At 69.3% G+C, this 23,575-nt stretch carries 24 protein-coding genes; 18 read left to right on the top strand and 6 right to left on the bottom strand.

Going from position 1 to position 23,575, the window contains the following annotated elements:
* Positions 1 to 81 precede the first annotated feature (81 nt).
* Complete coding sequence (locus OG226_RS22405; protein ID WP_328686391.1) at positions 82 to 822, top strand: VOC family protein; 741 nt, start codon at positions 82 to 84, stop codon at positions 820 to 822.
* Between the two features lie 561 nt (positions 823 to 1,383).
* On the opposite strand, the gene OG226_RS22400 is transcribed toward OG226_RS22405, so the two are convergent.
* A complete protein-coding gene (locus OG226_RS22400; protein ID WP_329349831.1) occupies positions 1,384 to 2,139 on the bottom strand; it encodes a phosphotransferase family protein in 756 nt (251 codons plus the stop codon).
* A gap of 449 nt (positions 2,140 to 2,588) precedes the next feature.
* Between OG226_RS22400 and OG226_RS22395 the strand changes: the two genes are divergently transcribed.
* The 3 genes from OG226_RS22395 to OG226_RS22385 all read left to right on the top strand — a co-directional run bounded on the left by OG226_RS22395 (position 2,589) and on the right by OG226_RS22385 (position 5,476).
* Entirely contained in the window at positions 2,589 to 3,416 is an 828-nt protein-coding gene (locus OG226_RS22395) for a helix-turn-helix domain-containing protein (RefSeq protein WP_329349830.1), read from the top strand.
* Positions 3,417 to 3,677: 261 nt separating this feature from the next.
* Complete coding sequence (locus tag OG226_RS22390) at positions 3,678 to 4,373, top strand: SDR family NAD(P)-dependent oxidoreductase (protein WP_329349829.1); 696 nt, start codon at positions 3,678 to 3,680, stop codon at positions 4,371 to 4,373.
* A gap of 611 nt (positions 4,374 to 4,984) precedes the next feature.
* Positions 4,985 to 5,476 (top strand): DUF2505 family protein, encoded by a 492-nt coding sequence (locus OG226_RS22385; protein WP_328680330.1) that lies wholly within the window; start codon positions 4,985 to 4,987, stop codon positions 5,474 to 5,476.
* Here the strand turns inward: OG226_RS22385 and OG226_RS22380 are convergent.
* Positions 5,461 to 6,918 (bottom strand): purine-cytosine permease family protein, encoded by a 1,458-nt coding sequence (locus tag OG226_RS22380; RefSeq protein ID WP_329349828.1) that lies wholly within the window; start codon positions 6,916 to 6,918, stop codon positions 5,461 to 5,463. The two genes, OG226_RS22385 and OG226_RS22380, sit on opposite strands and share 16 nt — an antisense overlap.
* 97 nt (positions 6,919 to 7,015) lie before the next feature.
* Positions 7,016 to 7,315: a PLD nuclease N-terminal domain-containing protein gene (locus OG226_RS22375; RefSeq protein WP_328680326.1), complete on the bottom strand. Its 300-nt coding sequence runs from the start codon at positions 7,313 to 7,315 to the stop codon at positions 7,016 to 7,018.
* A 76-nt stretch (positions 7,316 to 7,391) separates the two neighbouring features.
* Here OG226_RS22375 and OG226_RS22370 point away from each other — a divergent pair, with 76 nt between their 5' ends.
* On the top strand, positions 7,392 to 8,846 hold the full coding sequence (locus OG226_RS22370; RefSeq protein WP_329349827.1) for a menaquinone biosynthesis decarboxylase: 1,455 nt from the start codon (positions 7,392 to 7,394) through the stop codon (positions 8,844 to 8,846).
* Positions 8,843 to 9,745 (top strand): menaquinone biosynthesis prenyltransferase MqnP, encoded by a 903-nt coding sequence (gene mqnP, locus OG226_RS22365; RefSeq protein WP_328680322.1) that lies wholly within the window; start codon positions 8,843 to 8,845, stop codon positions 9,743 to 9,745. The genes OG226_RS22370 and mqnP overlap by 4 nt, the downstream gene beginning before the upstream one ends.
* Positions 9,746 to 9,754: 9 nt before the next feature.
* Here the strand turns inward: mqnP and OG226_RS22360 are convergent, their stop codons facing one another.
* Positions 9,755 to 10,360, bottom strand: coding sequence for a rhomboid family intramembrane serine protease (locus OG226_RS22360; RefSeq protein WP_329349826.1), 606 nt, complete (start codon positions 10,358 to 10,360; stop codon positions 9,755 to 9,757).
* Between the two features lie 142 nt (positions 10,361 to 10,502).
* On the opposite strand from OG226_RS22360, the gene OG226_RS22355 reads away from it, so the two are divergent.
* The 6 genes from OG226_RS22355 to OG226_RS22330 all read left to right on the top strand — a co-directional run bounded on the left by OG226_RS22355 (position 10,503) and on the right by OG226_RS22330 (position 14,536).
* On the top strand, positions 10,503 to 11,153 hold the full coding sequence (locus tag OG226_RS22355) for a UbiX family flavin prenyltransferase (RefSeq protein WP_328680318.1): 651 nt from the start codon (positions 10,503 to 10,505) through the stop codon (positions 11,151 to 11,153).
* Between the two features lie 88 nt (positions 11,154 to 11,241).
* A complete protein-coding gene (locus tag OG226_RS22350; RefSeq protein ID WP_019061245.1) occupies positions 11,242 to 11,697 on the top strand; it encodes an Lrp/AsnC family transcriptional regulator in 456 nt (151 codons plus the stop codon).
* Between the two features lie 49 nt (positions 11,698 to 11,746).
* Positions 11,747 to 12,910 carry an aminofutalosine synthase MqnE gene (gene mqnE, locus OG226_RS22345; RefSeq protein WP_327407132.1) on the top strand — a complete coding sequence of 388 codons (1,164 nt, stop codon included), beginning with the start codon at positions 11,747 to 11,749 and terminating at the stop codon, positions 12,908 to 12,910.
* A gap of 45 nt (positions 12,911 to 12,955) precedes the next feature.
* Positions 12,956 to 13,480 (top strand): GNAT family N-acetyltransferase, encoded by a 525-nt coding sequence (locus OG226_RS22340; RefSeq protein ID WP_328680314.1) that lies wholly within the window; start codon positions 12,956 to 12,958, stop codon positions 13,478 to 13,480.
* A 93-nt stretch (positions 13,481 to 13,573) separates the two neighbouring features.
* Positions 13,574 to 13,873: a DUF4229 domain-containing protein gene (locus OG226_RS22335; RefSeq protein WP_328680313.1), complete on the top strand. Its 300-nt coding sequence runs from the start codon at positions 13,574 to 13,576 to the stop codon at positions 13,871 to 13,873.
* Between the two features lie 27 nt (positions 13,874 to 13,900).
* Complete coding sequence (locus OG226_RS22330) at positions 13,901 to 14,536, top strand: TetR/AcrR family transcriptional regulator (protein WP_328680312.1); 636 nt, start codon at positions 13,901 to 13,903, stop codon at positions 14,534 to 14,536.
* A gap of 53 nt (positions 14,537 to 14,589) precedes the next feature.
* On the opposite strand, the gene OG226_RS22325 is transcribed toward OG226_RS22330, so the two are convergent.
* The gene (locus OG226_RS22325) at positions 14,590 to 15,456 is read right to left on the bottom strand and encodes a MaoC family dehydratase (RefSeq protein ID WP_329349825.1); all 867 of its coding nucleotides are present in this window, start codon (positions 15,454 to 15,456) and stop codon (positions 14,590 to 14,592) included.
* 352 nt (positions 15,457 to 15,808) lie between these two features.
* On the opposite strand from OG226_RS22325, the gene OG226_RS22320 reads away from it, so the two are divergent.
* The 6 genes from OG226_RS22320 to OG226_RS22295 all read left to right on the top strand — a co-directional run bounded on the left by OG226_RS22320 (position 15,809) and on the right by OG226_RS22295 (position 22,432).
* A complete protein-coding gene (locus OG226_RS22320; RefSeq protein WP_328680309.1) occupies positions 15,809 to 17,722 on the top strand; it encodes an AMP-dependent synthetase/ligase in 1,914 nt (637 codons plus the stop codon).
* Between the two features lie 96 nt (positions 17,723 to 17,818).
* Entirely contained in the window at positions 17,819 to 19,594 is a 1,776-nt protein-coding gene (gene kstD / locus OG226_RS22315; protein WP_329349824.1) for a 3-oxosteroid 1-dehydrogenase, read from the top strand.
* 211 nt (positions 19,595 to 19,805) lie between these two features.
* A complete protein-coding gene (locus tag OG226_RS22310) occupies positions 19,806 to 20,291 on the top strand; it encodes an SAV_915 family protein (RefSeq protein ID WP_329349823.1) in 486 nt (161 codons plus the stop codon).
* On the top strand, positions 20,291 to 20,593 hold the full coding sequence (locus tag OG226_RS22305) for a DUF6317 family protein (RefSeq protein ID WP_328680303.1): 303 nt from the start codon (positions 20,291 to 20,293) through the stop codon (positions 20,591 to 20,593). Before OG226_RS22310 ends, OG226_RS22305 begins: the two co-directional genes overlap by 1 nt.
* The gene (locus OG226_RS22300) at positions 20,593 to 21,888 is read left to right on the top strand and encodes a WXG100 family type VII secretion target (protein WP_328680300.1); all 1,296 of its coding nucleotides are present in this window, start codon (positions 20,593 to 20,595) and stop codon (positions 21,886 to 21,888) included. Before OG226_RS22305 ends, OG226_RS22300 begins: the two co-directional genes overlap by 1 nt.
* Complete coding sequence (locus tag OG226_RS22295) at positions 21,866 to 22,432, top strand: hypothetical protein (RefSeq protein ID WP_329349822.1); 567 nt, start codon at positions 21,866 to 21,868, stop codon at positions 22,430 to 22,432. Before OG226_RS22300 ends, OG226_RS22295 begins: the two co-directional genes overlap by 23 nt.
* Here the strand turns inward: OG226_RS22295 and OG226_RS22290 are convergent.
* On the bottom strand, positions 22,385 to 23,071 hold the full coding sequence (locus OG226_RS22290) for a methyltransferase domain-containing protein (protein ID WP_443044760.1): 687 nt from the start codon (positions 23,069 to 23,071) through the stop codon (positions 22,385 to 22,387). The genes OG226_RS22295 and OG226_RS22290 overlap by 48 nt on opposite strands.
* Positions 23,072 to 23,575 lie beyond the last annotated feature (504 nt).

The raw sequence follows: 23,575 nt of genomic DNA, 5'->3' as shown, positions 1-23,575 counted from the left end.
CTTGGTGGTGGCCGGGCCCGCGTCCGTCCGTTTCGGGGGATACGGATGGCCGTGGGTCCGGTGGTGCATAGGATCACGGGCATGGCGCTGCGACCTGTTCAGGTGAACATCAAGGCCGTTGACGGTTTGGCGGTCGGCCGGTTCTGGGCGGAGGCGCTCGGCTGGAGTGTCTTCAGCCCCGGCGTGACCACGTACGTCGGCCCGGGCGGCGGCCTCGTCTGGCCCGAACCGGTCGGGCTCGGCATCGACATCATCCCCGTCCCGGAATCCAAGACGCCGACGAAGAACCGTCTGCACCTCGATCTCGCGACCACCTCTACGGCCCACCAGGCGGAGTTGGTCGCGCGTCTACGGTCTCTCGGCGCGACGCCCGTCGACGTGGGCCAGGGCGACGTTCCGTGGACCGTTCTCGCCGATCCGGAGGGCAACGAGTTCTGTGTGCTGGAGCCTCGGGAGATCTATCGGGACACCGGGCCGATCGCCGCGGTGGTTGTCGACTGTGTGGATCCGCGTGCCATGGCGGGGTTCTGGGGCGAGGCTATGGACTGGGCTGTGCTTGAAGTCTCCGACGATCAGGCGTCGTTGCGCTCCGCCGGGGGTGTCGGGCCGTATCTGGAGTTCCTCCGCACGGCTGGTGCTAAGGCCGTGCCGGACCGCATCCATCTTGATCTGATGCCGTATCCCGGTGACGACGAGGCGGCGGAGGTGGGGCGGTTGAAGGGGCTTGGGGCGAGTGATCTCGATCTCGGTCAGGGTGATGTCTCGTGGACGTGTCTGATGGATCCGGAGGGGCACGAGTTCTGCGTTCTTGGTGTGTCCTGAGGCGGGGGTCTGCTGATGCCTGGCGAGTTGGTAGGTGGGCGTTGGGCCACTCGCTTCTTGGTCAGTGTCGGGCTTCCGCGGCCCGAGTAAAGGGCGCTCCCTGCGGTCGCGTCGGCTGCGCCGATTCCGCTGCGCTCCACCCTTGACTAGGGCCGCTCCAGCCCGTTTCAGAAGCGAGCGAGCGGCCCGGAAGGACGGGTGGCCAAGGTGGGCGGGCCCCTGTCTGTACTGCGTTCCGGGCCGGTGTGGAGGGGACGCGTCCGCGCCTCGCCAGCACGCCGGGTCGGCTCAGCGGCCAACCCTGCGTGGGTGGGTGCTGGAAGCTGGGGGTGAAACTAACCACCGTCGCGGTCTTTGACCGGTTAGATGAAGACTCCGGTTTCCGGAGAAGGCGGGGAGTGAGGGGGCGCGCTGCCCTCTCGCCAGCACGCCGGGTCGGCTCAGCGGCCAACCCCCGGTGGGTAGTTGCCGAAAGCTGGGGGTGAATCTAACCATCTTTGTGTCCTTTGACCGGTTAGAAAAGGTCCCAGCCTTCAGAGGTGGCAAGGTCGGAGAGCGGGCTCACATGCGGGATTTCAGTACGTCGACCTCGCAGCCCGGGGCGAAGGGGTCGAAGCCGTGCTCGCTTAGCCAGCGGATTACCAGCAGGCTTCGTAGTGACCACCAGGCGTGGATTACGTCGAGGTCGACGTCGACGTCGGTGCCGTAGCCGGTGATGACGTCGGTGAGATGTTGCTCGTGTCCGAGGGTGAAGGTGGCTAGGTCGTGCAGGGCGTCGCCCTGGCCTGCCTCGGACCAGTCGATGATGCCGGTGACCTCGTCGTTGTCGTCGACGAAGATGTGGGCGATCTGTAGGTCGCCGTGGGTGAATGCCGGGGGCCATGGACGGAGTGCGGCCTCGGCGACCTGGCGGTTGCGGGTGACCAGGTTGGCGGGCAGGACGTTGCTCGTCACCAACTGCTCGCACTCGGCGTCGAGTTCTGCCGTCAGCGCGACGATGTTCCGGCCGGCCTGGCCGGGGCGGGGAGGGAGGGGTGCGTCGTGCAGCTTTCGGATGGCGGCCCCGGCTGCGGCCCATGCCGTCGGTGATCCGGTCGACGGTCCGCCGAGGCGGCCGAGTGTCGCTCCCGGGAGTGCGGCGATCGCGAGCACGTGCGGCTTGTGCCACAGGATCTTCGGGGTCGGGACCGGCGCCAGGGCCATCGCCTCGACCTCGGCGTCGATGCGCGCCTGATCGCCGTCCACCTTCAAGAACATGTCGCCGACGCGCAGGGTCGCGCGCTCGGAATGGGCGACGACGACTTCGACCTCATCCATGGGCGCCCAGTATCCCGGGGGTGGTCGTCTGCGTCGCCGGGTTTTTCGCGTGCGGCTGCGTGCGGCTGCCTGCGGCCGGGTGTGGTCGAGTGTGGTCGGGTGTGGTTGCGTGCGCTGTCGTTCGTGTCTCGCTGCTCGGCCGCCTCGTGTACGACATCGACCGCGATCAGGTCTCAAGCCCACCTCGATGAGCCGGGGTGCGGGCAGGTGGTTTTCGAGGGCCTCGCGGGTCTCCCAGCGTTGGACGATGACGAACGTGGCTGGTTGACCCTGGAGTCTGGAGTTTGGAGTCTGGTTTGGCCCGGGGTTCCCGCGGCGCGGTTGTGTGGTCGGGCGTCGGCCGTTCACGACTCGGCACTGGGTTCGGGGGAGCGGTGGCGGGAGTTGCGGGACTTCCTGGTACAGCGCGTATCACCCGGTGGGGCGGGGTGTGCGGGAGGATGGTGGGCATGGATCAACTCGGTGCCGCGTTGCGGGCGTGGCGGGACCGGCTGGATCCCGGGACGGTGGGTTTCGCGTACGGCTCGCCCCGGCGGGTCCCCGGTCTGCGGCGCGCTGAGTTGGCGACGCTGGCCGGTATCTCGGTCGAGTACGTGGTCCGGTTGGAGCAGGGACGGGTGGCGACGCCCTCGGCGCAGGTCTGCTCGGCCCTGGCTCGTGCCCTGCACCTGTCCGACGACGAGCACGCTCATCTTTTGCGGATGGCCGGTCACGCGGCGGATCCGGCCCGTGTCCCGCGCCTGATCCCGGGGAGCTTGTACCGGATCGTGGACCAGCTCGCCGGCAACCCGTTGGCGATCTACGACGCCACCTGGCAGTTGCTGCACTGGAATCCGCTGTTCGCGGCCACGTTCGGCGATCCCACGGTCCACGGTGTCGGAGACCGCAACGTCCTGGTCTGGCAGTTCCTGGGTGAACTCCCCCGGGTCCGGCAGACGGCGGCCGAGCGGGCGGCGTTCGAGGAGTCCCTCGTCGCCGACCTGCGCGCGACGACGAGCCGGTACCCCGACGATCCCGACCTCGCGGCGCTGGTGTCGAGGCTGAACCCCAGCCCACGGTTCCGCGAGTTGTGGAGCCGCCGGGCGGTGGGCGGTCACCAGAGCGCGCACAAACTCGTCCGGCACCCGGAGGTCGGAGACGTCGTCCTGAACTCCGACATCCTCACCACCCAGGACACGAACCTCCGCCTCGTGGTGTACACGCCGCAGCCGGACACCGACGCCCGCAGCAAACTCGAACTCCTCGCGGCCATCGGGGTCCAGAGCCTGCGGCCGTAGGGCTCCAGAGAATGGCTCCACAGGGCTCCAGGAAATGGCTCCACAGGGCTCCAGAGAATGGCTCCACAAGGGTCCAGGGAATGGCTCCACAAGGAATGAGTGCCCGCGTACCCGGCAGCCTCCTCCGATGGGCCGACCAGGCCGCCGGGTGGTACGCGCTGTACCAGGAAGTCCCGTAGCTCCCGCCACCCCTTCTGGGGACCCAGCATGAAGTGCGTGAACAGCGCACGACCGTGTTGTTCGGAGCCATGAGGAGCAGGCATGACCACCACCACCTTCATCACCGGGGCCAACAAGTCCCTCGGTCTCGAAACCGCCCGTCGGCTCGTCGAGGCGGGGCACACCGTCCTCCTCGGTGCCCGGGACCGGGAGCGCGGTCAGGCAGCGGCGGACTCGCTCGGCGCCCGGTTCGTCCAGATCGACGTGACCGACGACGACTCGGTCCGGGCCGCGGCCGAGGATGTCGCCGCGCACGAGGGAACGATCGACGTCCTGGTCAACAACGCAGGCGTCCTCGGCAAGGTCGGCCCCGTCGAGGACTACACCGCGGCCGACATGACCGCCGTACTCGATGTGAACGTCGTCGGGATCGTGCGCGTCACGCATGCCTTCCTCCCGCTGCTGCGCACGTCGCCGAACCCCGTCATCGTCAACGTGTCCAGCGGGATGGGCTCCTTCGGCATGACCCAGGACCCGGCGCGGATCGAGTCGCAGTACGCCCTGCCCCTCTACTCCGCCTCGAAGGCCGCGGTCACGATGCTCACGACTCAGTACGCCAAGGAACTGAAGGGCATAAAGGTCAACGCCGCAGACCCCGGCCAGACCGCAACCGACTTCACCGGCGGCCTCGGCCACAGCGTCACCGAAGGCGCAGCCCCCATCGTCACCCTCGCGACGATCGACCCCAACGGCCCGACGGGCCAGTTCATCGACCACTCCGGAAACCTCCCGTGGTGACCCTGCCCTCCCTAGAAGCTGGGTTCATTTCTAACCGGTCAAAGGTCGAGACGGTGGTTAGATTTACCCCCAGCTTCCAGCACCCACCCACCGGGGGTTGGCCGCTGAGCCGGCCCGGCGTGCTGGCGAGAGGGCGGTGCGCCCCCGCGCCCCCGCCTTCTCCGGAAACCGGGGCCTTCATCTAACCGGTCAAAGACCGCGACGGTGGTTAGTTTCACCCCCAGCTTCCAGCACCCACCCACGCAGGGTTGGCCGCTGAGCCGACCCGGCGTGCTGGCGAGGCGCGGACGCGTCCCCTCTACACCGGCCCGCGACGTAGTACAGACAGGGGCCCGCCCACCTTGGCCACCCGTCCTTCCGGGCCGCTCGCTCGCTTCTGGAACGGGCTGGAGTGGCCCTAGTCAAGGGTGGAGCGCAGCGGAATCGGCGTAGCCGACGCGACCGCAGGGAGCGCCCTTTACTCGGGCCGCGGAAGCCCGACACTGACCAAGAAGCGAGTGGCCCAACGTCCACCTACCAACAAGGGAGGACCTCGACGTCGTCAACTTCGCGCGCTCTGGCGTACGTTGAAGGGTGATTACAGCGAGTGCTCAGGCTGATACTTTGCGTGTATGAAGTTCACCCTTACCTATGACGTGGCCGGTGCTCCCGACGGGTTCTTCGTCTGGTTTCTTGATTCGGCGCGTGAAGAGGACCTGTACAAGGGCGAGTTGAAGTACAGGAGTTACGCGATGTCGGGGCGGCGCGAGAGCGACGAGCGGGTTGTCCGGCGGACCGTGTTCCAGCGGGGGATGCAACTGCCCGCTCCGGTCGCCAAGTTGCTCGGCGCGGACTTCAGCGAGGTCGAGGACGGGACCTTCGAGAAGGCCGACCGTCTGTGGACCTGGAAGGTCACGCCGAGCAGTCAGGCGGACAAGATCCGCCACGAAGGTCATCTGAGGGTCGAGGACGTCGACGCCGTCCGCAGCCGCCTCCGCCTGGACTTCACCTACGAGGCGAAGATCTTCGGCGTCGGCGGCCTGCTGGAGAGCTTCATGGAGAAGACCCTGCGCGAGGAGTGGGACCGGACCGTCCCGTTCTACAACCGTCAGGCCTCGGCCTGAGCGGACGTGGACGTGGACGCGGACGCCGATGCCGACGCGGTCGTCGAGGTGCGTCCCGCTACGCGGTTGAACACCACGTACAGCACAGCGCTCAGCACGAAGCCCACGATCGGCGTGCTGTCGCCGAAGGACGGCCAGTGCTTCGGGACGTAGCCGACGTAGTCCTCCTGGTTGGAGAAGAGCGGGACCGACACCCCGATGCCGATCAACAGGGCTGCCAGACCGGGCCAGTTGGTGAAGGTGGGGTCGGTCAGCCGGGGGGCCAGCTCCTCGGTCGTGATCGTGGCCCGGGACTGGAACCAGCGTTCCACCAGCACCACGCCCAGCCACGGCGCCACCCAGTACGCGATCACCAACAGGAACGCCTCGTACGCCGAACCCGCGTCGGACAGCGACGCCCACGCCGCCGCCGTACCGGCCACCCCGGACACCACGACCAGGACGCTGCGGTTCAGCCACGCGGGGAGCTTCAGGCCCAGCGCCGTGAGGGAGATCGCGCCGGAGTAGACGTTCAGGGCGTTCGCCGAGATCGCGCCGAGGATGATCGCGAGGAGGACCAAGTTGCCGAGCCAGGACGGGAGATGGCCCGTGAAGGCCGCCGTCGGGGTGGCGTCCTTGGGGGCCAGCAGTGTTGCCGAGGCCGCTCCCATCACCGCCACGAACGTCACCGACACGAACAGACCCAGCGCCGGGTACAGGACCGTCCTGAACTTGTTCGCCGTACGCGGGAGATAGCGCGCGTAGTCCGTGGCGTACGGGTTCCAGCCCGCCGCGTAACCCCAGGCCGCGCTGAGGGCGAGCAGGAAGCCGCCGACGCCGCCGCCCGTGCCGCCCCCGCCGAGGTGCGCGTCCTTGAACGTCCAGACACCGGCCAGCACGAAGATCACCGCGAGCGCGGGGAACGCGTACTTCTCGAAGGTGTGCACGAAGTTGTGGCCGATGAAGCCGATCAGGATCTCCGCCACGACCACCAGCAGCAGGGACGGGAGCGGCCGTAGACCGGTGAGCGTGTTCAGCGCGAACGCCGCGCTCACGCTGTTCACCGCGAACCAACCGACGCCCGCCACAAGGCCGTTGGCCGCCGACGGGATGATGTTGCCGCGGAAGCCGAAGGAGAAGCGGCCGATCACCATCTGCGGGACGCCGAAGCGCGGGCCGTCCAGGGAGAGGAAGCCCTGCGTGATCGCGCCGAGGCCCGTGCCCAGGACGATCGCCGCGGTCGCCTGCCAGAAGCTCAGGCCGAAGAAGAGGACCGAGATCACGCCGATGTAGACGGTCGCGAACTCGATGTTCGGGGAGGCCCAGGTCCAGAGCAGCTGGAGCGGGCTGCCGTGGCGTTCGGCGTCGGGGATGGGCTCGGCACCGGCCGTCTCCACGGCGATGACCTTGTCACCGTATTCGGGGGCGAGGGTGCCGGTCGCGTCGGCGGGAGCAGTCGTCATGCGAGGTAAGTGTCCGGTTCCCGCCGGTCCGGGCCCAGAGGCGCATTGTCCGTACCGGGCCGCTCACCGGCGTACAACCTGCACGTATCGCGTGACGTCACTCGGGCTTGGGGTCGTCCTTCAGGTCGTCCTTGTTCAGGGACTTCAGGAACTCGGGGTTGTCGTCCGGCGCGATCCACCGGCCCGGCGCGTCCGCCGCCCCGTCCGCCGTGCGCCGCGCCCGGCCCGCGATCAGCCACGCGATCGGACCGACCAGCACCTCGCCGAAGAGCAGGATCACGAACACCCACGCCAGCTTCGGCATGCCCCGCACGTCCTCCTCGGGCGTGTTCAGGCAGTCCACGAAGGCGTAGATCCACAGAGCCAGGACCAGCAGGAAGGGCAGATACCTGAGCATGGCGGCGAGATTCTCCTGAGTGGTGGGACGGCCCCGGTGACGGGGTCAGGTTAGCGGGTGCCCGATACTTGGACACATGGCTTACGACGATCTTCGCTCCCTGCTCAGGGCACTGGAGCGCGAGGGAGACCTCAAGCGCATCAAGGCCGAGGTGGACCCGTATCTGGAGGTCGGGGAGATCGTCGACCGGGTGCAGAAGGCCGGCGGACCCGCGCTCCTCTTCGAGAAGGTGAAGGGGTCCTCGATGCCCCTCGCCATGAACGTCTTCGGAACCGACCGGCGGCTGCTGAAGGCGCTCGGGCTGAAGTCGTACGGCGACATCTCCGAGAAGATCGGCGGGCTGCTGCGGCCCGAGCTGCCGCAGGGGTTCGTGGGGGTGCGGGACGCCTTCGGGAAGCTCGGCGCGATGACCCACGTACCGCCGAAGAAGGTCAAGGAAGCGCCGGTGCAGGAGGTCGTCCTCGAAGGGGACGACGTCGATCTGGACATGCTGCCCGCCCTCTTCACCTGGCCGCAGGACGGCGGATCGTTCTTCAACCTCGGGCTCACGCACACGAAGGACCCGGAGAGCGGGATCCGCAATCTCGGGCTGTACCGGCTCCAGCGGCACGACAAGCGCACCATCGGCATGCACTGGCAGATCCACAAGGACAGCCGGAACCACTACCAGGTCGCGGCGCGGCGCGGCGAGCGGCTGCCGGTCGCCATCGCCTTCGGGTGTCCGCCCGCCGTGACGTACGCCTCCACCGCGCCGCTTCCCGGTGACATCGACGAGTACCTCTTCGCCGGGTTCATCGCGGGCAGGCGGATCGAGATGGTCGACTGCAAGACCGTGCCGTTGCAGGTGCCGGCGCAGGCCGAGGTCGTCATCGAGGGGTGGCTGGAGCCCGGGGAGATGCTGCCGGAGGGGCCGTTCGGGGACCACACGGGGTTCTACACACCGCAGGAACCCTTCCCCGCGCTGACCATCGACTGCGTGACGATGCGGAAGCGGCCGTTGCTCCAGTCGATCGTCGTAGGAAGGCCTCCGACGGAGGACGGACCGCTGGGGCGTGCCACGGAGCGGTTCTTCCTGCCGCTGCTGAAGATCATCGTGCCGGACATCGTGGACTACCACCTGCCCGAAGCGGGCGGATTCCACAACTGCGCGATCGTCTCCATCGACAAGAAGTACCCGAAGCACGCGCAGAAGGTGATGCACGCGGTCTGGGGTGCGCACATGATGTCCCTGACCAAGCTGATCGTGGTCGTCGACTCGGACTGCGACGTCCACGATCTGCACGAGGTCGCGTGGCGGGCCCTCGGCAACACGGACTACGCGCGTGATCTCTCGGTCGTGGAAGGACCCGTCGATCATCTCGACCATGCCTCCTACCAGCAGTTCTGGGGCGGTAAGGCGGGGATCGACGCGACGAGGAAGTGGCCCGAAGAGGGGTACACGCGGGACGGCGGCTGGCCCGAGATGGTGCTGTCCGACCCGGAGACGGCGGCGAAGGTCGACCGCCGGTGGAAGGAGTACGGACTTTCGTGAGCAGCGCATCAGCCGCGATCCCGCAGCCGGGGCGCACCAAGGCGTTCCTACGCCTCGTCATGATCGAGCACTCCGTCTTCGCCCTGCCCTTCGCCTACATCGCGGCGCTGACCGCGATGTTCGAGCTGGACAAGAACATCCACTGGGCGCGGCTGCTGCTGGTCACCATCTGCATGGTGGGGCTGCGGACGTTCGCGATGGCGGTGAACCGGATCATCGACCGCGAGATCGACGCCCGTAACCCGCGCACCGCGCACCGCGAGCTGGTCACCGGCGCGATGTCGGTGAAGCACGCGTGGACGGGCGCGCTCGTCGCCCTGGTCGTGTTCCTCGGCTCGGCGGCTCTCCTCAACCCCCTGTGTCTGGCGCTGGCCCCCATCGCGGTGATCCCGATGGTGGTCTATCCGTACGGCAAGCGGTTCACGAACTTCCCGCAGGCCATCCTCGGTCTCGCCCAGGCGATGGGCCCGGTCGGCGGCTGGCTCGCGATCACCGGCGAGTGGTCCTGGGACGCGGTGATCCTCGGTCTCGCCGTCGGCATCTGGATCGGTGGCTTCGACCTGATCTACGCCTGCCAGGACATCGAGACCGACCGCGAGATCGGCGTCATGTCGGTCCCGGCCCGCTTCGGCATCCCGGCGTCGATCTGGGGCGCCCGCGTCTGCCACGCGATCACGACGGCCCTCCTCGCCTGGTACGGCGCGGCGACCGGCGCCGGCGCCTTCTTCTGGTTCGGTCTGCTGATCGTCGCGGGCGCGTTCGTGTACGAGCACTCGATCGTCCGGCCGCATGATCTCTCGCGGTTGAACCGGGCGTTCTTCAGCGTCAACGGGTTCATCGGGATCGCGTTGTTCGTGTGTGCGCTGCTGGATCTGCTGGTGCGTGGGCTCACCGTCTGAGCGGCGGGCTCACGATGTCAGCGCGGTGCTCGGGGTGGGCCTGCGGCGGAACACGAACGCCGCTCCCACCCCCGCCGCCAGCCCGATCAGGTGGGCCTGCCAGCTGACCCCCGACTGGGTCGGTGCCAGGCCGAACAGGATCGAGGTGCCCCAGACCGCGCCGATGAGCAGGCCGACGGCGATGCCCAGCGGGCGGCGCTCGGTGAAGCCGCTGGTCAGCAGGAAGCCGAAGAGGCCGAATATCAGGCCCGACGCACCCGCCGTGTTCGTGTGGGCCGGGGATATCAGCCACACCCCGAGGCCGTCCGCGACGATGATCAGCGCGGACATCAGAAGGAAACGGCGGATGCCGCCCAGTGCCGCCAGGAAGCCGAACACCAGCAGCGGGACGCTGTTCGCGGCGACATGCGCGAAGCCGAAGTGGACGAACGCGGCCGGGACGATGTCGATCAGCTCGGACGGCTCGCGCGGGATGATCCCGAGGCTGTCGAGGGCGTGGCCGGCCACCACGTCCACCACTTCGAGCAGCCACAACAGCGCGACCCAGCCCACCATCAGCTTGGCCGCGGCCTTCGCGCGGTCGCTCTGCGACCACTCCAACTCCGTACCGGACATGGCACCCCCCAGAGTCCACTCGTCCCCACAGAAGAACGCCCCGGCACCCTTGGCCGGTTCCCGTCCCGCGACGCCAGCTAGGCTCGGTGTCGTGAACCCAGTCAAGCCAGGAGAGACGCGGCGTACGCCTTGGATCGTAGGGGTGTCCGGCGCTTCCGGCACCCCATACGCGGCTGCCGTGCTGCGCGCGCTCCTCGACGCCGGCGAGAGCGTCGACCTCGTGGTGTCCCGCGCGTCCCGGCTCACGCTCCTCGACGAGACGGGGATCGCCTTCCGGGACGCGCACTGGCAGGACGACCTGCGGGAATGGCTGGCCCGCGGCGCCGACGGCAAGCCCGGCACCTTCCAGCCCGCCATCGACACCGATGCCGTACGGCACTGGAGCGCGGGCGACCTCGCCGCGGGGCCGTCCTCGGGGTCGTACCCCGCGAAGGGGATGATCGTCGTGCCCGCGTCGACCGCCTGCGTCGCCGGGATCGCCCTCGGGCTGAGCAAGGACCTGTTGCAGCGGGCGGCGAGCGTCACCCTCAAGGAGCGGCGCGAGCTGGTGGTCGCCGTACGCGAGACGCCGTTGAACGGGCAGACGCTGCGGCACCTCGTGACCCTGGACGACCTGGGCGCGGCCGTGGTGCCCGCCTCGCCCGGGTTCTACGCCGGGGCCACCCACATCCAGGACCTGGTGGACTTCGTCGCCGGGCGGGTCCTGGACTCGGCGGGCGTCGAGCACGACCTGTACCGGCGGTGGAAGGGCGACCTCGGCGCCGGTTTCCGCACCGCCGACACCACCAACTGACGTACGGCACCCGCTTCTTCATCCATCTTCATCGGCAGCACATTCTCGGCATCACCTTCATCGTCATCACCGGAAGGCAATCGATCGCATGGACGCGGTGGACAGGCAGCTCATCCAGGCCCTGAGAGAGAACGGCCGGGCCTCCTACGCGGAGCTGGGGCGCCTCGTCGGCCTGTCGGGACCCAGTGTCACCGACCGCATCAACCGGCTGGAGGCGGCCGGTGTCATCACCGGCTACCGCGCGACCGTCGACTCGGCCTCCCTCGGCCTCGGCGTCATCGCCCTGATCGGCATCTCGCTCTCCGACGCCGCCGACCACGAGGACGTGGCGCGCCGCATGAAGGACCTCGGCGAGATCGAGGACTGCTGGTTCATCGCGGGCGAGGACTCGTTCATGCTGAAGGTGCGGGCACCGGACGTGGACGGCCTGGAGAAGACCATCCGGCGGCTCAGCGGGACCAAGGGCGTCTCCCGCACCCGTACGACGATCGTGCTCTCCACGAAGTGGGAGAACCGGGTCGGAGAGCTGCCCGAAGAGGCGTGACGACGTAGGCGTACGGTTTGTCGAGACTGTCTTAGGAAGAGGTATGGGCATGGATGTCGGGCTCAAGCGCGAGCTGGAGCAGAAGGTCCGCTCCGGTGAGCGGCTGTCCCGTGAGGACGGCATCGCGCTGTACGAGTCGGACGACCTGGCCTGGCTGGGCGGACTCGCGCACGAGGTGCGGACGCGGAAGAACGGCGATGTCGTCCACTTCAACGTCAACCGCCACCTGAACATGACCAACGTGTGCACCGCGTCCTGCGCCTACTGCTCGTTCCAGCGCAAGCCGGGCGAGAAGGACGCGTACACGATGCGCATCGAGGAGGCCGTCCGGCTCGCGAAGGCGATGCAGGGCGAGAACCTCACCGAGCTGCACATCGTCAACGGCCTGCACCCGAACCTCCCCTGGCGCTACTACCCCCGGTCGCTGAGCGAGCTGAAGAAGGCCCTCCCGGAGGTCTCGCTGAAGGCCTTCACGGCCACCGAGATCCACCACTTCGAGACCATCTCGGGGCTGAGCGCGAGCGAGATCCTCGACGAGCTCATCGACGCCGGCCTCGAATCCCTCACCGGCGGCGGCGCGGAGATCTTCGACTGGGAGGTCCGCCAGCACATCGTGGACCACCGCACGCACTGGGAGGACTGGTCCCGGATCCACCGCCTGGCGCACGAGAAGGGTCTCAAGACCCCGTGCACCATGCTCTACGGCCACATCGAGGAGCCGCGTCACCGCGTGGACCACGTGCTGCGGCTGCGGGAGCTCCAGGACGAGACCGGCGGTTTCCAGGTCTTCATCCCGCTGCGCTACCAGCACGACTTCGTGGACATGAAGGACGGGAAGGTCCGCAACCGTCTTCAGGCGCGGACCCAAATGGCCACCGGCGCCGAGGCGTTGAAGACCTTCGCGGTCTCCCGGCTGCTCTTCGACAACGTTCCGCACGTCAAGGTCTTCTGGGTCATGCACGGCGTCCAGACCGCGCAGCTCGCCCTCCAGCACGGCGCGGACGACATGGACGGCTCGGTCGTCGAGTACAAGATCACGCACGACGCCGACAACTACGGCACCCCGAACAAGTTGACCCGCGACGACCTCCTCGACCTGATCCGCGACGCCGGTTTCCAGCCGGTCGAGCGGAACACGCGCTACGAGATCATCCGCGAGTACGACGGCCCGGACCCGGCGCGGCGCGAGTCCCCGCAGCCGATGCGGGTGTGACGACGACCTCCTGTGACGACCACCTTGTGAGACGAACACGGCACCATGTCACTGACCTTTGAACTGGACCCCGCGATAACCCCTGCCCTGCGCGAGGAGATCCTCACCCTCTGGGCGGACGTCTCCAACGCGGGGGGCTCGGTCGGCTTCGTCGCACCGGTGGCGGTGGACGAGATACGGCCCGAACTGGTCCGGCACTTCGTCGCCATGGCGGAGGGCCGCACCCGGCTGCTGGTCGGCCGGGACGAGACGGGCACGGTCGCGGCGACCGTGTTCCTCGCGTTCAACACCCACCGCCTGATGCTGCACTGGCTGTGGCTCTACACGGTGATGGTCCACCCCCGCCACCAGGGCAGGGGCTACGGCCGCGACCTCCTCGCCGCCGCCGAGGAGGCCGCCCGCGGCATCGACGGCATCGAGGCGATCCGCCTCACCTGCCGGGGTGGCCATGGTCTGGAGCGGTTCTACGGCTCCTGCGGCTACAAGGAGGTCGGGCGGGTGCCCGGCGCGATCCGCGTCGCCCCCGGGGACGACCGGGACGACATCTTCATGCTGCTGCCCCTGCTGTGAGCCGCCGACCCCGCCCGAAGATCGGTGGGGGCGCGTGCTTCACTGAGTAGGACTGTTCGGTTGAGTCTGTTCGTTACGGAAGAGTGGATTGGGATGTTCCGCTACACACTGTGGCGCCTCGGAGTCTTCGCGGGCTGCCTCGGCGTCGTCTGGGGCCTCGTCTACCTCGGCGTCTTCCCGCGCGGCTTCGGCGAGTCCAACGGCATGTGGATCGTGCTGCTGGCGCTGGTGATCTCGGCGCCGATCAGCTTCGTGGTGCTGCGCGGGGTGCGGGACCGGGCCTCGGTGCAGATCGTCGAGCGGGTCGACCGGATGAAGGCCAACCTGGACGCCAACCGCAGCCAGGAGGACGAGACGGTGGACGCCGCCGGTCCGCAGGGCCGGACTTCCTGACACCTGGGCCCAACTACCCTTGCCCCCATGGGTGCCGTGAAGACCAAACGGATGCCGCGCGCGGTCCGTGAGCAGCAGATGCTCGACGCCGCCGTGCGGACCTTCGGGCAGCGCGGTTACATGGCCGCGTCGATGGACGAGATAGCCGAACTCGCGGGCGTGTCCAAGCCGTTGGTGTATCTCTACCTGAACTCGAAGGAAGACCTGTTCACCGCGTGCATCCGGCGCGAGGGCCAGGCGCTCACCGAGTCGGTACGGGCCGGTGTGGACACGGGGTCGCCCGCCGACCGCCAACTCTGGGACGGGCTGCGGGCGTTCTTCACCCACACCGCGCAACACCCGGACGGCTGGGCCGTGTTGCACCTCCAGGCCCGCACCCACGGTGAACCCTTCGCGGCCGAGGTGGCCGCGATGCGCGCCGAACTCGTCGCGTTCGTCACCGAGTTGATCGCGGTCGCCGCCCGCGAGGCGCACCGCGACCCGGACCTCCCCGAGCACGAGGTCGCCGGTCTGGCCGAGGCGCTGGTCGGCGCCGCCGAGTCCCTCGCGGCCTGGTCGAACGTGACCCCGGGTGTCACCGCCAAGCAGGCGGCGGCGACGCTGATGAACTTCGCGTGGGCGGGGCTGGGTCAGTTGATGGAGGGGCGGCCCTGGGCGCCGTAGCGCTCACGGGATCTTGAGCTGGTGAGCTGGTGAGCTGGTGAGCGTCCGTCGGCTCATAGAGGGAGCGGTCGGACGAACCCGTCCACGTGTGTCCGCTCGCCGCTCCGCAGCTGGAAACGGCCGCCTTCCGCCGCGTACTCCACCACTCCCGGCAACAGCACCGGGGCCCTGAACTCGGCCCGTGCGTAAGCCGATTCGGGCGTCCCGTGCGCCGCGAGGCACCGGGCCGCCGTCCACATGCCGTGGGCGATCGCGCGGGGGAAGCCGAAGAGGCGGGCGGTGAGGGGGGAGAGGTGGATCGGGTTGCGGTCACCGGACGCGGCACCGTAACGCCGGCCGACGTCCTCGGCGAGGCGCCACTCGGCGAGGGTGGGCAACGGCGGCTGTGCGTGCGGGACTTCGCGTGCGGGTGCGTCGGCACGGTGGTGCCGGGCGAGATACGTGCTCCGCGACTCCCATACGACCTTGCCCGCGCCCCCGGACTCGCCGCCGGCCCGCAGCTCCGTCGTGACCGTCGCCTCCGTGCCCCGTCGATGCGGGGTCAACTCGTCGACGTAGACGGTGAGTTCGTAGCCCCCGGTGGCCGGTACCGCCGTATGCCGGGTGATCTCCACCGACGTGTGGACCAGGCCGAGGAGGGGGAGCGGGAAGGCCCGGCAGCTCATCAGGCGCATGGCGAGGGGGAAGCCGAGGACGTGGGGATAGGTGATCGGGAGGGCGTCGTCGCCGGTGGCGAAGCCGCAGACGCGTTCGTAGGCGGCGAGCTTGGCCAGGTCGACGCGGACGCCGGGCAGGACCAGGCGGGTGCGGGGGAAATCGGCGTCGGGGCGGGGCCGTTTGAAGGGGGAGAGGAGGGCGCCGCGGAGGAGGAGCGGGGTGAGCGCGGGGGTGTCGGTGAGGGGCGGATAGGGGTTGGCCATGTCCCACTCCCGGGTGGCTTCCTGGGCGGTTCTTTTCGGCTTACTTCGCAGTAAGGTTACCGCAGGTAAGGCCAAGTGGGGCGAGCCGGGCGGTCCATGGCCGGCGCATGGCCGGCGCAGAGGCGACGCAGGGTTGACGTACGGCCGACAAAGCCGTGCGAACCCGCCGAGGTTGCACAGGCCCGGCTCCGTACCACCCCCGAACCAGCACGAAGTCCCCACGGGGGCGCCGTACGATCTCCGATCTAACCCGAGGTAACACCCCTGCCGCGGGCCGGGATGAACACCTCGGTACGCACCATGCGTACCTAATGCAGCAGAGCGGTACAAGCTGCACGCCACAGGAGCTGCCATGTCCCTCGTCTATCCGTCCGGCTACGACTACGACGGCGCGCCCGTGCTCGTCGAGCCCGAGATCCGGCGGCTGGACGGCGTGGTGCGGGAGGTGTCCGTACCGGCGTTGGTGCCGCCGGCGACGCACGGCTCGCTCGCCGACCTGCCGTTCGAGAACGCGGCGGCGGCGCCGGAGCACGTGGTCCTCAGCAGGCAGGACGAGGACGGGAGTTGGCGTGATGTGACGGCGACGGAGTTCGCCGAGCAGGTGAAGGCCGTCGCCAAGGGGATGATCGCGGAGGGGCTCGCGCCGGGCGACCGGATCGCGGTCATGGCGCGGACGTCGTACGAGTGGACGCTCCTCGACTTCGCCGCGTGGGCGGCCGGTCTGGTCACCGTCCCGGTGTACCCGACGTCCTCCCTCTTCCAGATCCGCTGGATCCTCCAGGACTCCGGCGCGGTGGCGATGGCCGCCGAGACGGTCGCGCAGGCGGCGGCGCTCGGTCCGGAGACGCCCCGGCTGCCCGACCTGCGCCACATGTGGGTCTTCGAGAAGGGGCACCTGGACCGGCTGGCGGAGCTCGGCCGGACCGTCCCGGACCAGGAAGTCTCCGTACGGCGTGGGGTGTTGCTGCCCGACACGCTCGCCACGGTCATCTACACCTCGGGTACTACGGGTCGCCCCAAGGGCTGCGCGATCACCCACGGCAACTTCCTCGCGGAGATCGACAACGCCATCGAACTCCTCTACGGCGTCTTCAACAACAAGGCCGACGGAGAACCCTCCACGCTCCTCTTCCTCCCCTACTCCCACGTCTTCGGCCGCATGGTCGCGATCGCCTGCATCCGCGCCCGGGTCCGCCTGGGCCACGCGGCGAGCCTCAAGTCCGAGGACCTGCTGGCCGACCTGGCGAGTTTCCAGCCGACCTTCCTGCTGGCCATCCCGTACATGCTGGAGAAGGTCTTCAACAACGCCCGGGCGAAGGCCGAGAAGGGCGGCCGGGGCAAGGTCTTCGACCGCGCCACGAACATCGCCCGCCGCTACGGCGAGGCGTTGGAGGCGCGCCAGTCAGGCAAGGGGCCGGGTCCGACCCGCCCGTTGAGGACGGCCCGCGCCTTCTACGACCCGCTCGTCTACCGCAAGATCCGCAACGCCCTCGGCGGCAAGCTCCGTTACGTCATCTGCGGCGGCTCCCCGCTGGGCCGCCGGCTCGCCGCGTTCTACGCCGGCGCGGGCATCGAGATCTTCGAGGGCTACGGCCTGACCGAGACGACGGCGGCGGCCACCTGCACCCCGCCGCTCAAACCCCGGCTGGGGACGGTGGGTTGGCCGATGCCGGGCACCAAGGTCCGTATCGCGTCGGACGGCGAGATCCTGCTCTCCGGCGGCCAGGTCTTCCGCGGCTACTGGGACCCGCACGGCGACGGGGTGATCCCCGCGTCCCAGGACGGCTGGTTCGCGACCGGTGACATCGGCCGCCTCGACGACGAGGGCTATCTCACCATCACCGGCCGCAAGAAGGAGATCCTGATCACCGCGGGCGGCAAGAACGTGGCCCCGGCCCCCCTGGAGAACTGGCTCCGCTCCCACCCGTTGATCGCCCAGTGCATGGTCGTCGGCGACCGCCGCCCCTACGTCGCCGCCCTCATCACCCTCGACCTCGACGGCATCACCCACTGGCGCCAGATGAACGGCAAACACCCGGTCCCCGCCGAACTCCTCATCAACGACGAGGAGTTGATCGGGGTCCTGCAGCGCGCGGTCGACGACGCCAACAAGCTGGTCTCCCGCCCCGAGTCCATCCGCCGCTTCAGCATCCTGCCGGTGGACTTCACGGAGGCGGCCGGCCATCTGACGCCGTCGATGAAGCTGCGACGGGAGTTCGTCATGCAGGAGTTCGCGCGGGACATCGAGGCGCTGTACGCGAACTAGCCGCCGTTCGGGGCAATTTGGTGCGGACCTGGTCATTGACTTCCCAAGACCCCCGCGCGACATTCCCAGCCCATTCCCCGTCGGGCTGGAGCGGCCATGACCCCGAGCACGGACGGACAGGTACAACTCCCCGGTAGAAGACGTGTGTTGGCGGGTGGTGCGGTTGCGGCGCTCGGTGTGGCCGCCGGGGTGCAGCATTCGGCCCGCGCCGCCGACCTTCCCCTCCTCGGCACCTACGACGTCGTCGTGATCGGTGCGGGAGCGGCCGGGATGACGGCCGCGCTGACCGCCGCCCAGCAGGGGCTGAGCTGTGTGGTGGTGGAGAAGGCGCCGACGTTCGGGGGATCGGCGGCGCGTTCCGGGGCGGGGATCTGGATCCCCAACAACCCGGTGATCCTGGCGGCCGGAGTCCCCGACACCCCCGCCAAAGCCGCCACCTACCTCTCCGCGGTCGTCGGCACCGACGTCCCCGCCGACCGCCGGCAGTCGTTCCTCGCCCACGGCCCCGCCATGATCTCCTTCGTGATGGCGAACAGCCCGCTGCGCTTCCGCTGGATGGAGGGATACAGCGACTACTACCCGGAGTTGCCGGGTGGGCTCCCCAACGGCCGTTCCATAGAACCCGATCAGCTCGACGGCAACATCCTCGGCACCGAACTCGCCCACCTCAACCCGCCCTACCTGGCCGTCCCTTCGGGCATGGTCGTCTTCAGCGCCGACTACAAGTGGCTCGACCTGGCGGCGGTGAGCGTGAAGGGCGCGGCGGTCGCGACCGAGTGCCTGGCCCGGGGGACCAAGGCGGCACTGCTCGGCCAGAAGCCGCTCACCATGGGCCAGTCCCTCGCCGCCGGACTGCGCGCCGGACTCCAGTCGGCGCAGGTGCCGGTGTGGCTCAACACCCCGCTCACCGACCTGTACTTGGAGAGCGGTGCCGTCACCGGGGCGGTCGTCACGCGGGCCGGAACCGCCGGGCTGGTACGCGCCCGGCGCGGGGTCGTGGTCGGCTCCGGCGGCTTCGAGCACAACGCGGCGATGCGCGCCCAGTACCAGCGCCAACCCATCGGCACGGACTGGACCGTCGGCGCGAAGGAGAACACCGGCGACGGCATCCAGGCGGGCCAACGGGCGGGCGCGTCCCTGGCGTTGATGGACGACGCCTGGTGGGGCCCCACCATCCCCATCCCCGGCGACCCGTACTTCTGCCTCGCCGAACGCACCCTCCCCGGCGGCCTGTTGGTCAACCAGGCCGGTTCCCGCTTCGTCAACGAGGCCGCGCCGTACAGCGACGTCGTCCACATCATGTACGACCGCGACGCCGCCGCCCCCGACATCCCGGCCTGGCTGATCGTCGACCAGAACTACCGCAACCGGTACCTCTTCAAGGACGTTCTGCCGACGTTCACGTTCCCGGACGACTGGTACAGCTCGGGGGCGGCGTACAAGGCGTGGAGCCTGGACGCCCTGGCCACGTCGATCGGGGTCCCGGCGGCAGCCCTCCGCTCCACGGTGAGCCGCTTCAACTCCCTCGCGGCGAACGGCAAGGACACGGACTTCGGGCGCGGCAACAGTGCCTACGACCACTACTACACGGACCCGTCCGTCCTCCCCAACTCCTGCCTCGCCCCCCTCTGGCTGCCCCCGTACTACGCCTTCCGCATCGTCCCCGGCGACCTCGGCACGAAGGGCGGCATGCGCACGGACGCGCGGGCCCGGGTGCTGCGGGCGGACGGTTCGGTGATCCCCGGCCTGTACGCGGCCGGGAACGCGAGCGCGGCGGTGATGGGGCACAGCTACGCGGGCGCGGGTTCGACGATCGGGCCCGCGATGACGTTCGGGTACGTGGCGGCGATGGATCTGGCGGGAGCGCTGTAGCGGTCGTAGGGCGGCCGGTTCGGCCTGGTCATCAGTCGGTCAAGGGATGACCAGGCCGGGACCAAGCGGCCGTATGCATTGCGCATGCAACGGGTTCGGAGGGCTGACATAGCCGGATTTGGGCCCTGGGTCGGTGGCTACTGTGATGGCGCGAATGCGTCCACAGCGACCATGACGACTGACGACCACTTACGGGGAAGAGGAGACGGCGGTGGGGGAGCCGAACCGTTCACGCCTTCTTGACTACACACAGGGGCCGACGGCGGGGGTGCCCGAGACGCGCCGGTCGAGTCTGCTCGACTACGCCGAGGCCGCGCCCCGGACCGCTCCGACAGCCGACGGGCGGCCCGGACCCCGGCCCGGTGTCCCGCCGTACGAGACGCCGGTGTTCGTGCCCGCGCATCCGCGGTATGTCGACGGGGTGGACGAGGACGGGCGGGCGGTCCGGGTGCCGTTCGTCGTCTACGAGCTGTTCGAGCATCCGGCGCACCGCACCGCGGCCTACGCGTTCAGCACGGTGGAGAAGCTGGTGGCCGCGTTCGGGGAGGCCCAGCCGTGGGTCGGGACCTCGATCGGGCCGCTCGCCGAGGCGATGGGCGAGCGGGGCGGCACCGTCGTCCTCGACCCGAACGTCGCCCAGGGCCAGCCGAATTGGCGGCCCGCCGACCTGGCCGCCTACGCACGGGAGGTGCGCTGATGTCGGCCGACTTCAAGGCGGTGCTGAGCGACCTCACGTCGATGGCCACGACGTTCCACGACCAGGCCACCGACTACCGGAAGCTGCACGACCAGGTGGCCCCGCCGGTGGTGAGCGGCGGGGACTCCGCACTCGACCATGCCATCAAGGAGGTCGCCGATCTCATCGTCGCCCTCCATATCGGTTTCGCCGACCGGCTGGACGACCGGGGCGACAAGGTCGCGTACGCCCGCGACTCCTTCCACCGGCACGACATCGACGTCCACGGCGTGTTCGGCGACCTGATGGTGGGTGAGGGCTGATGGGCGACAGCTGGGTGGGCGGCGACATCGGCGGGCTCCGCACGATGGCCACGACGTACAAGAACGCCAAGGACAAGCTCGACGACGTCATCACTCCGCTCACGCGTGCCGTGGACGCCCTGGTCGACGACGCGGGCTGGAAGGGCGAGTCGGCGGAGTCCTTCCGTGCCACGTACACCGAGGACGCCGTGACCGCCGGTGCCTTCGCCGCCCTCGTCCACGAGGCGGGCGACATCCTGGACACGCTCGCCGACGCGCTCTCCACGTGCGAGACGGCCCTGCAGAACGCCGAGCACGTGGCGACGAGGAAGGGCGTCTCGACGGGGGACAAGGGGGTCCCGCTCCCGCTGGTCACCTCGAATCCGCCCGGCGCGGACGAACAGAAGACGATCTCCGCGATGAGCGAGTACGACACCGTGCGCAAGGAGGTCCTGCACACGGCGCAAAAGGCGCGGCTGGCCGCGGCGGACCAGTTGCAGGCGCTGTACGCGGAGGTGACCGGCAAGGCGGAGGTGACCTCCGGCGACAAGATCACCGTCGTCGACTACCTGCGCGGTCTGTACGCCTACGACGCCGAGGACGCGCGGGTCGACGGTGCCAAGGCCCGCATGAAGATCGACGACGCCAAGTCCGAGGCGCAGGCGGCCAAGAAGGAACTCCGCTCCGAACGCAAGGCGTTCCAGAAGGCCGGCCGCTCACTCCCCAAGGACTTTCCCGCCAAGGGTGCCTACGCCGATGCCGTCGCCAGGGTCCAGTCGCTGGAAGAGGACATCGCCCGCGCCGACTACGGCAGCACCAAGCTGCCCTACGACCGTGCCCTGAACGTCAAACTGGCCGACGCCGCGGACGCGTTGCGCGTGGGCGAGAGCCTGGACAAGCTGCCGGACTTCCTCAAGGAGGTCCCTGTCCTGGACGTCGCCGCGGCCGGTGCCTGCGGGTTGCTGGAGGCTTCCGAGGACCATGACAAGGGGTGGTCCTGGCAGCATTCCGTGGCGGTGGACGGGGGTGCCAATATCGCCGGTCTGGCGGTCGGCGTGGGTCTCACCGCGGTGGGTGTGGCCGCCCTGCCCGTGGAGCTCCCGGTGGCCGTGGTGGCCGGGGTCGGTGGCCTGGTGGTGATCGGGGCGACCGGGGTGATCGACCACTCGTTCCACGAGCACTGGAGCGAGGACATCCATGACCACGGTGTGGTCGGCGGTGTGCTGCACGGGACGGGAAACGTCCTGTCGGACACAGGGCAGGACTTCGAACGACTGGGAAAGGACGTGTGGCATGGGGTCACGAGCCTCTTCTGAAGCCTCCGCTTCCCCAACCCCCGCCAGGATTCCGGTCCTGCCGGGTCTCGGCACGACCTGGTACGAGCGCGGGACGCGCTACTGGCTGCGGCGGGTGCGTACCGCTGTGGTCCTCCTGATCGTCATGGCCTTCGTGTGCTTCGCCGCGATCAGCCTCTACCGGGGTTTCCGGACGGTGCTGCCGCCGACCGCACGCACGGTGTGGGACTGGGCGCAGGTGGTCGCTTCGTGCGGGGCGCCCGTCTGGGGCTGGATGGTGCAGCGCCGACGCCACCACAAGGACCTCCTCGACCCGCCCGCTCCCGACGAGTTCCGCGGCCGCAAACGTGACGAGGCCCGCCGTTCCACGGGGTTGGCGCTCGCCGGCCGCGCGGCCGTACTGATCGCGGCTCCCGTCATGCCGGCGCTCGCCGCGTGGGCCGTGGGCTGGGGCGCCGCCATGCTCACGGTCCGCGAGTACCCGAGCGAGGTCGGCGCCCGCCGAGCCCTGGAAGCCTCAGTCGGCCTCCGCCGGCTTCCGGGCGATCAGAAACGCCTGCGCTGAGGACTCCCCGAGTTCCTCTTCCGCCTCCCGCACGGTCCGCGACCGCAGCTCGAACCCCGCCGCCTCCAGCAGCTCGGCCATCAACTCCGGTCGCCGGCGTTCGAAGTCGAGGGTCACCGGGTGGCCGAAGGGCTGGTCGAGGGTGAGGGGTTGTTCCCCGGCCTGGAAGGCGAGGAGCAGATACCCGCCCGGTACCAGTACGCGGTGGAACTCGGCGAAGAGGAAGGGGAGTTGGTCCACAGGCGTGTGAATGGACGAGTACCAGGAGATGGCCGCCGCCAGCGCCCCGTCGGGAATGTCCAGCTCCAGCATCGAACCCTGCCGGAAGCGCAACCCCGGGTTCTCTCGGCGCGCGATCGCGAGCATCGACTCGGACAGGTCGAGCCCGAACACGTCCAGGCCGAGGGAGGAGAGGTGCGCGGTCGTCCGGCCCGGCCCGCAGCCGAGGTCGGCCACCTGCCCGCCCCCGCCCCGACTCACCAACCCGGCGAAGCCGACCAGCACCGCCCCGTCCCGCGGCGTGGTGCGCTCCCCGGCGAACATCTCCGCGTAGTCCTCGGCGACGGCGTCGTAGAAGATCCGGGTACTGGCCACGAAGTCGGCTTCGGCAGAGGTGGAGTTGGCGGGCATCGATGTCATGGCCGGGGACCCTACCGACCCCCACTGACAACACCCCGCCCTTCCGAGCCCCGCCCGACGACAACTGGCCGACCCTCGACTCCCCCGACGACAACGCGCCAGGCCCAGGGCACCCGCCCCGCCGGCAACCGGCCGCGCTTCCGAGACCTGCCTGACGACAACTGGCCGGACCCTCAACTCCCCCGACGAAAACGAGTCTTGCCCATGGCAGCCGCCCCGCCGGCAACCGGCCGCGCTTCCGAGGCCTGCCTGACGACAACTGGCCGGACACTCAACTCCCCCGACGAAAACGAGTCTTGCCCATGGCAGCCGCCCCGCCGGCAACCGGCCGCGCTTCCGAGACCCGCCCGACGACAAGCCGCCGGACCCTCAACTCCCCCGACGACAAACCGCCAGGCCCAGGGCACCCGCCTCCGCCGGCAACCAGCCGGGCTTCCAACACGCGCCCGACGACACCCGCCGGACCTACGACACCCGCTCGTCGACAACGAGCCCGGGCACCCG

The sequence above is a fragment of the Streptomyces sp. NBC_01261 genome (assembly GCF_036226385.1).
In the GTDB taxonomy this organism is placed as follows: Bacteria; Actinomycetota; Actinomycetes; order Streptomycetales; family Streptomycetaceae; genus Streptomyces.
The sequence above is the reverse complement of the archived record's forward strand: the minus strand, read 5'-3'. Positions and strand labels throughout refer to the sequence as shown.

Bases quoted from the DNA above. Each gene is read 5' to 3' on its own strand.
- OG226_RS22405 (WP_328686391.1), top strand. From the start codon at position 82: ATGGCGCTGCGACCTGTTCAGGTGAACATCAAGGCCGTTGACGGTTTG.
- OG226_RS22400 (WP_329349831.1), bottom strand. From the start codon at position 2,139: ATGGATGAGGTCGAAGTCGTCGTCGCCCATTCCGAGCGCGCGACCCTG.
- OG226_RS22395 (WP_329349830.1), top strand. From the start codon at position 2,589: ATGGATCAACTCGGTGCCGCGTTGCGGGCGTGGCGGGACCGGCTGGAT.
- OG226_RS22390 (WP_329349829.1), top strand. From the start codon at position 3,678: ATGACCACCACCACCTTCATCACCGGGGCCAACAAGTCCCTCGGTCTC.
- OG226_RS22385 (WP_328680330.1), top strand. From the start codon at position 4,985: ATGAAGTTCACCCTTACCTATGACGTGGCCGGTGCTCCCGACGGGTTC.
- OG226_RS22380 (WP_329349828.1), bottom strand. From the start codon at position 6,918: ATGACGACTGCTCCCGCCGACGCGACCGGCACCCTCGCCCCCGAATAC.
- OG226_RS22375 (WP_328680326.1), bottom strand. From the start codon at position 7,315: ATGCTCAGGTATCTGCCCTTCCTGCTGGTCCTGGCTCTGTGGATCTAC.
- OG226_RS22370 (WP_329349827.1), top strand. From the start codon at position 7,392: ATGGCTTACGACGATCTTCGCTCCCTGCTCAGGGCACTGGAGCGCGAG.
- OG226_RS22360 (WP_329349826.1), bottom strand. From the start codon at position 10,360: ATGTCCGGTACGGAGTTGGAGTGGTCGCAGAGCGACCGCGCGAAGGCC.
- OG226_RS22350 (WP_019061245.1), top strand. From the start codon at position 11,242: ATGGACGCGGTGGACAGGCAGCTCATCCAGGCCCTGAGAGAGAACGGC.
- mqnE (WP_327407132.1), top strand. From the start codon at position 11,747: ATGGATGTCGGGCTCAAGCGCGAGCTGGAGCAGAAGGTCCGCTCCGGT.
- OG226_RS22340 (WP_328680314.1), top strand. From the start codon at position 12,956: ATGTCACTGACCTTTGAACTGGACCCCGCGATAACCCCTGCCCTGCGC.
- OG226_RS22335 (WP_328680313.1), top strand. From the start codon at position 13,574: ATGTTCCGCTACACACTGTGGCGCCTCGGAGTCTTCGCGGGCTGCCTC.
- OG226_RS22330 (WP_328680312.1), top strand. From the start codon at position 13,901: ATGGGTGCCGTGAAGACCAAACGGATGCCGCGCGCGGTCCGTGAGCAG.
- OG226_RS22325 (WP_329349825.1), bottom strand. From the start codon at position 15,456: ATGGCCAACCCCTATCCGCCCCTCACCGACACCCCCGCGCTCACCCCG.
- OG226_RS22320 (WP_328680309.1), top strand. From the start codon at position 15,809: ATGTCCCTCGTCTATCCGTCCGGCTACGACTACGACGGCGCGCCCGTG.
- kstD (WP_329349824.1), top strand. From the start codon at position 17,819: ATGACCCCGAGCACGGACGGACAGGTACAACTCCCCGGTAGAAGACGT.
- OG226_RS22305 (WP_328680303.1), top strand. From the start codon at position 20,291: ATGTCGGCCGACTTCAAGGCGGTGCTGAGCGACCTCACGTCGATGGCC.
- OG226_RS22300 (WP_328680300.1), top strand. From the start codon at position 20,593: ATGGGCGACAGCTGGGTGGGCGGCGACATCGGCGGGCTCCGCACGATG.
- OG226_RS22295 (WP_329349822.1), top strand. From the start codon at position 21,866: ATGGGGTCACGAGCCTCTTCTGAAGCCTCCGCTTCCCCAACCCCCGCC.
- OG226_RS22290 (WP_443044760.1), bottom strand. From the start codon at position 23,071: ATGACATCGATGCCCGCCAACTCCACCTCTGCCGAAGCCGACTTCGTG.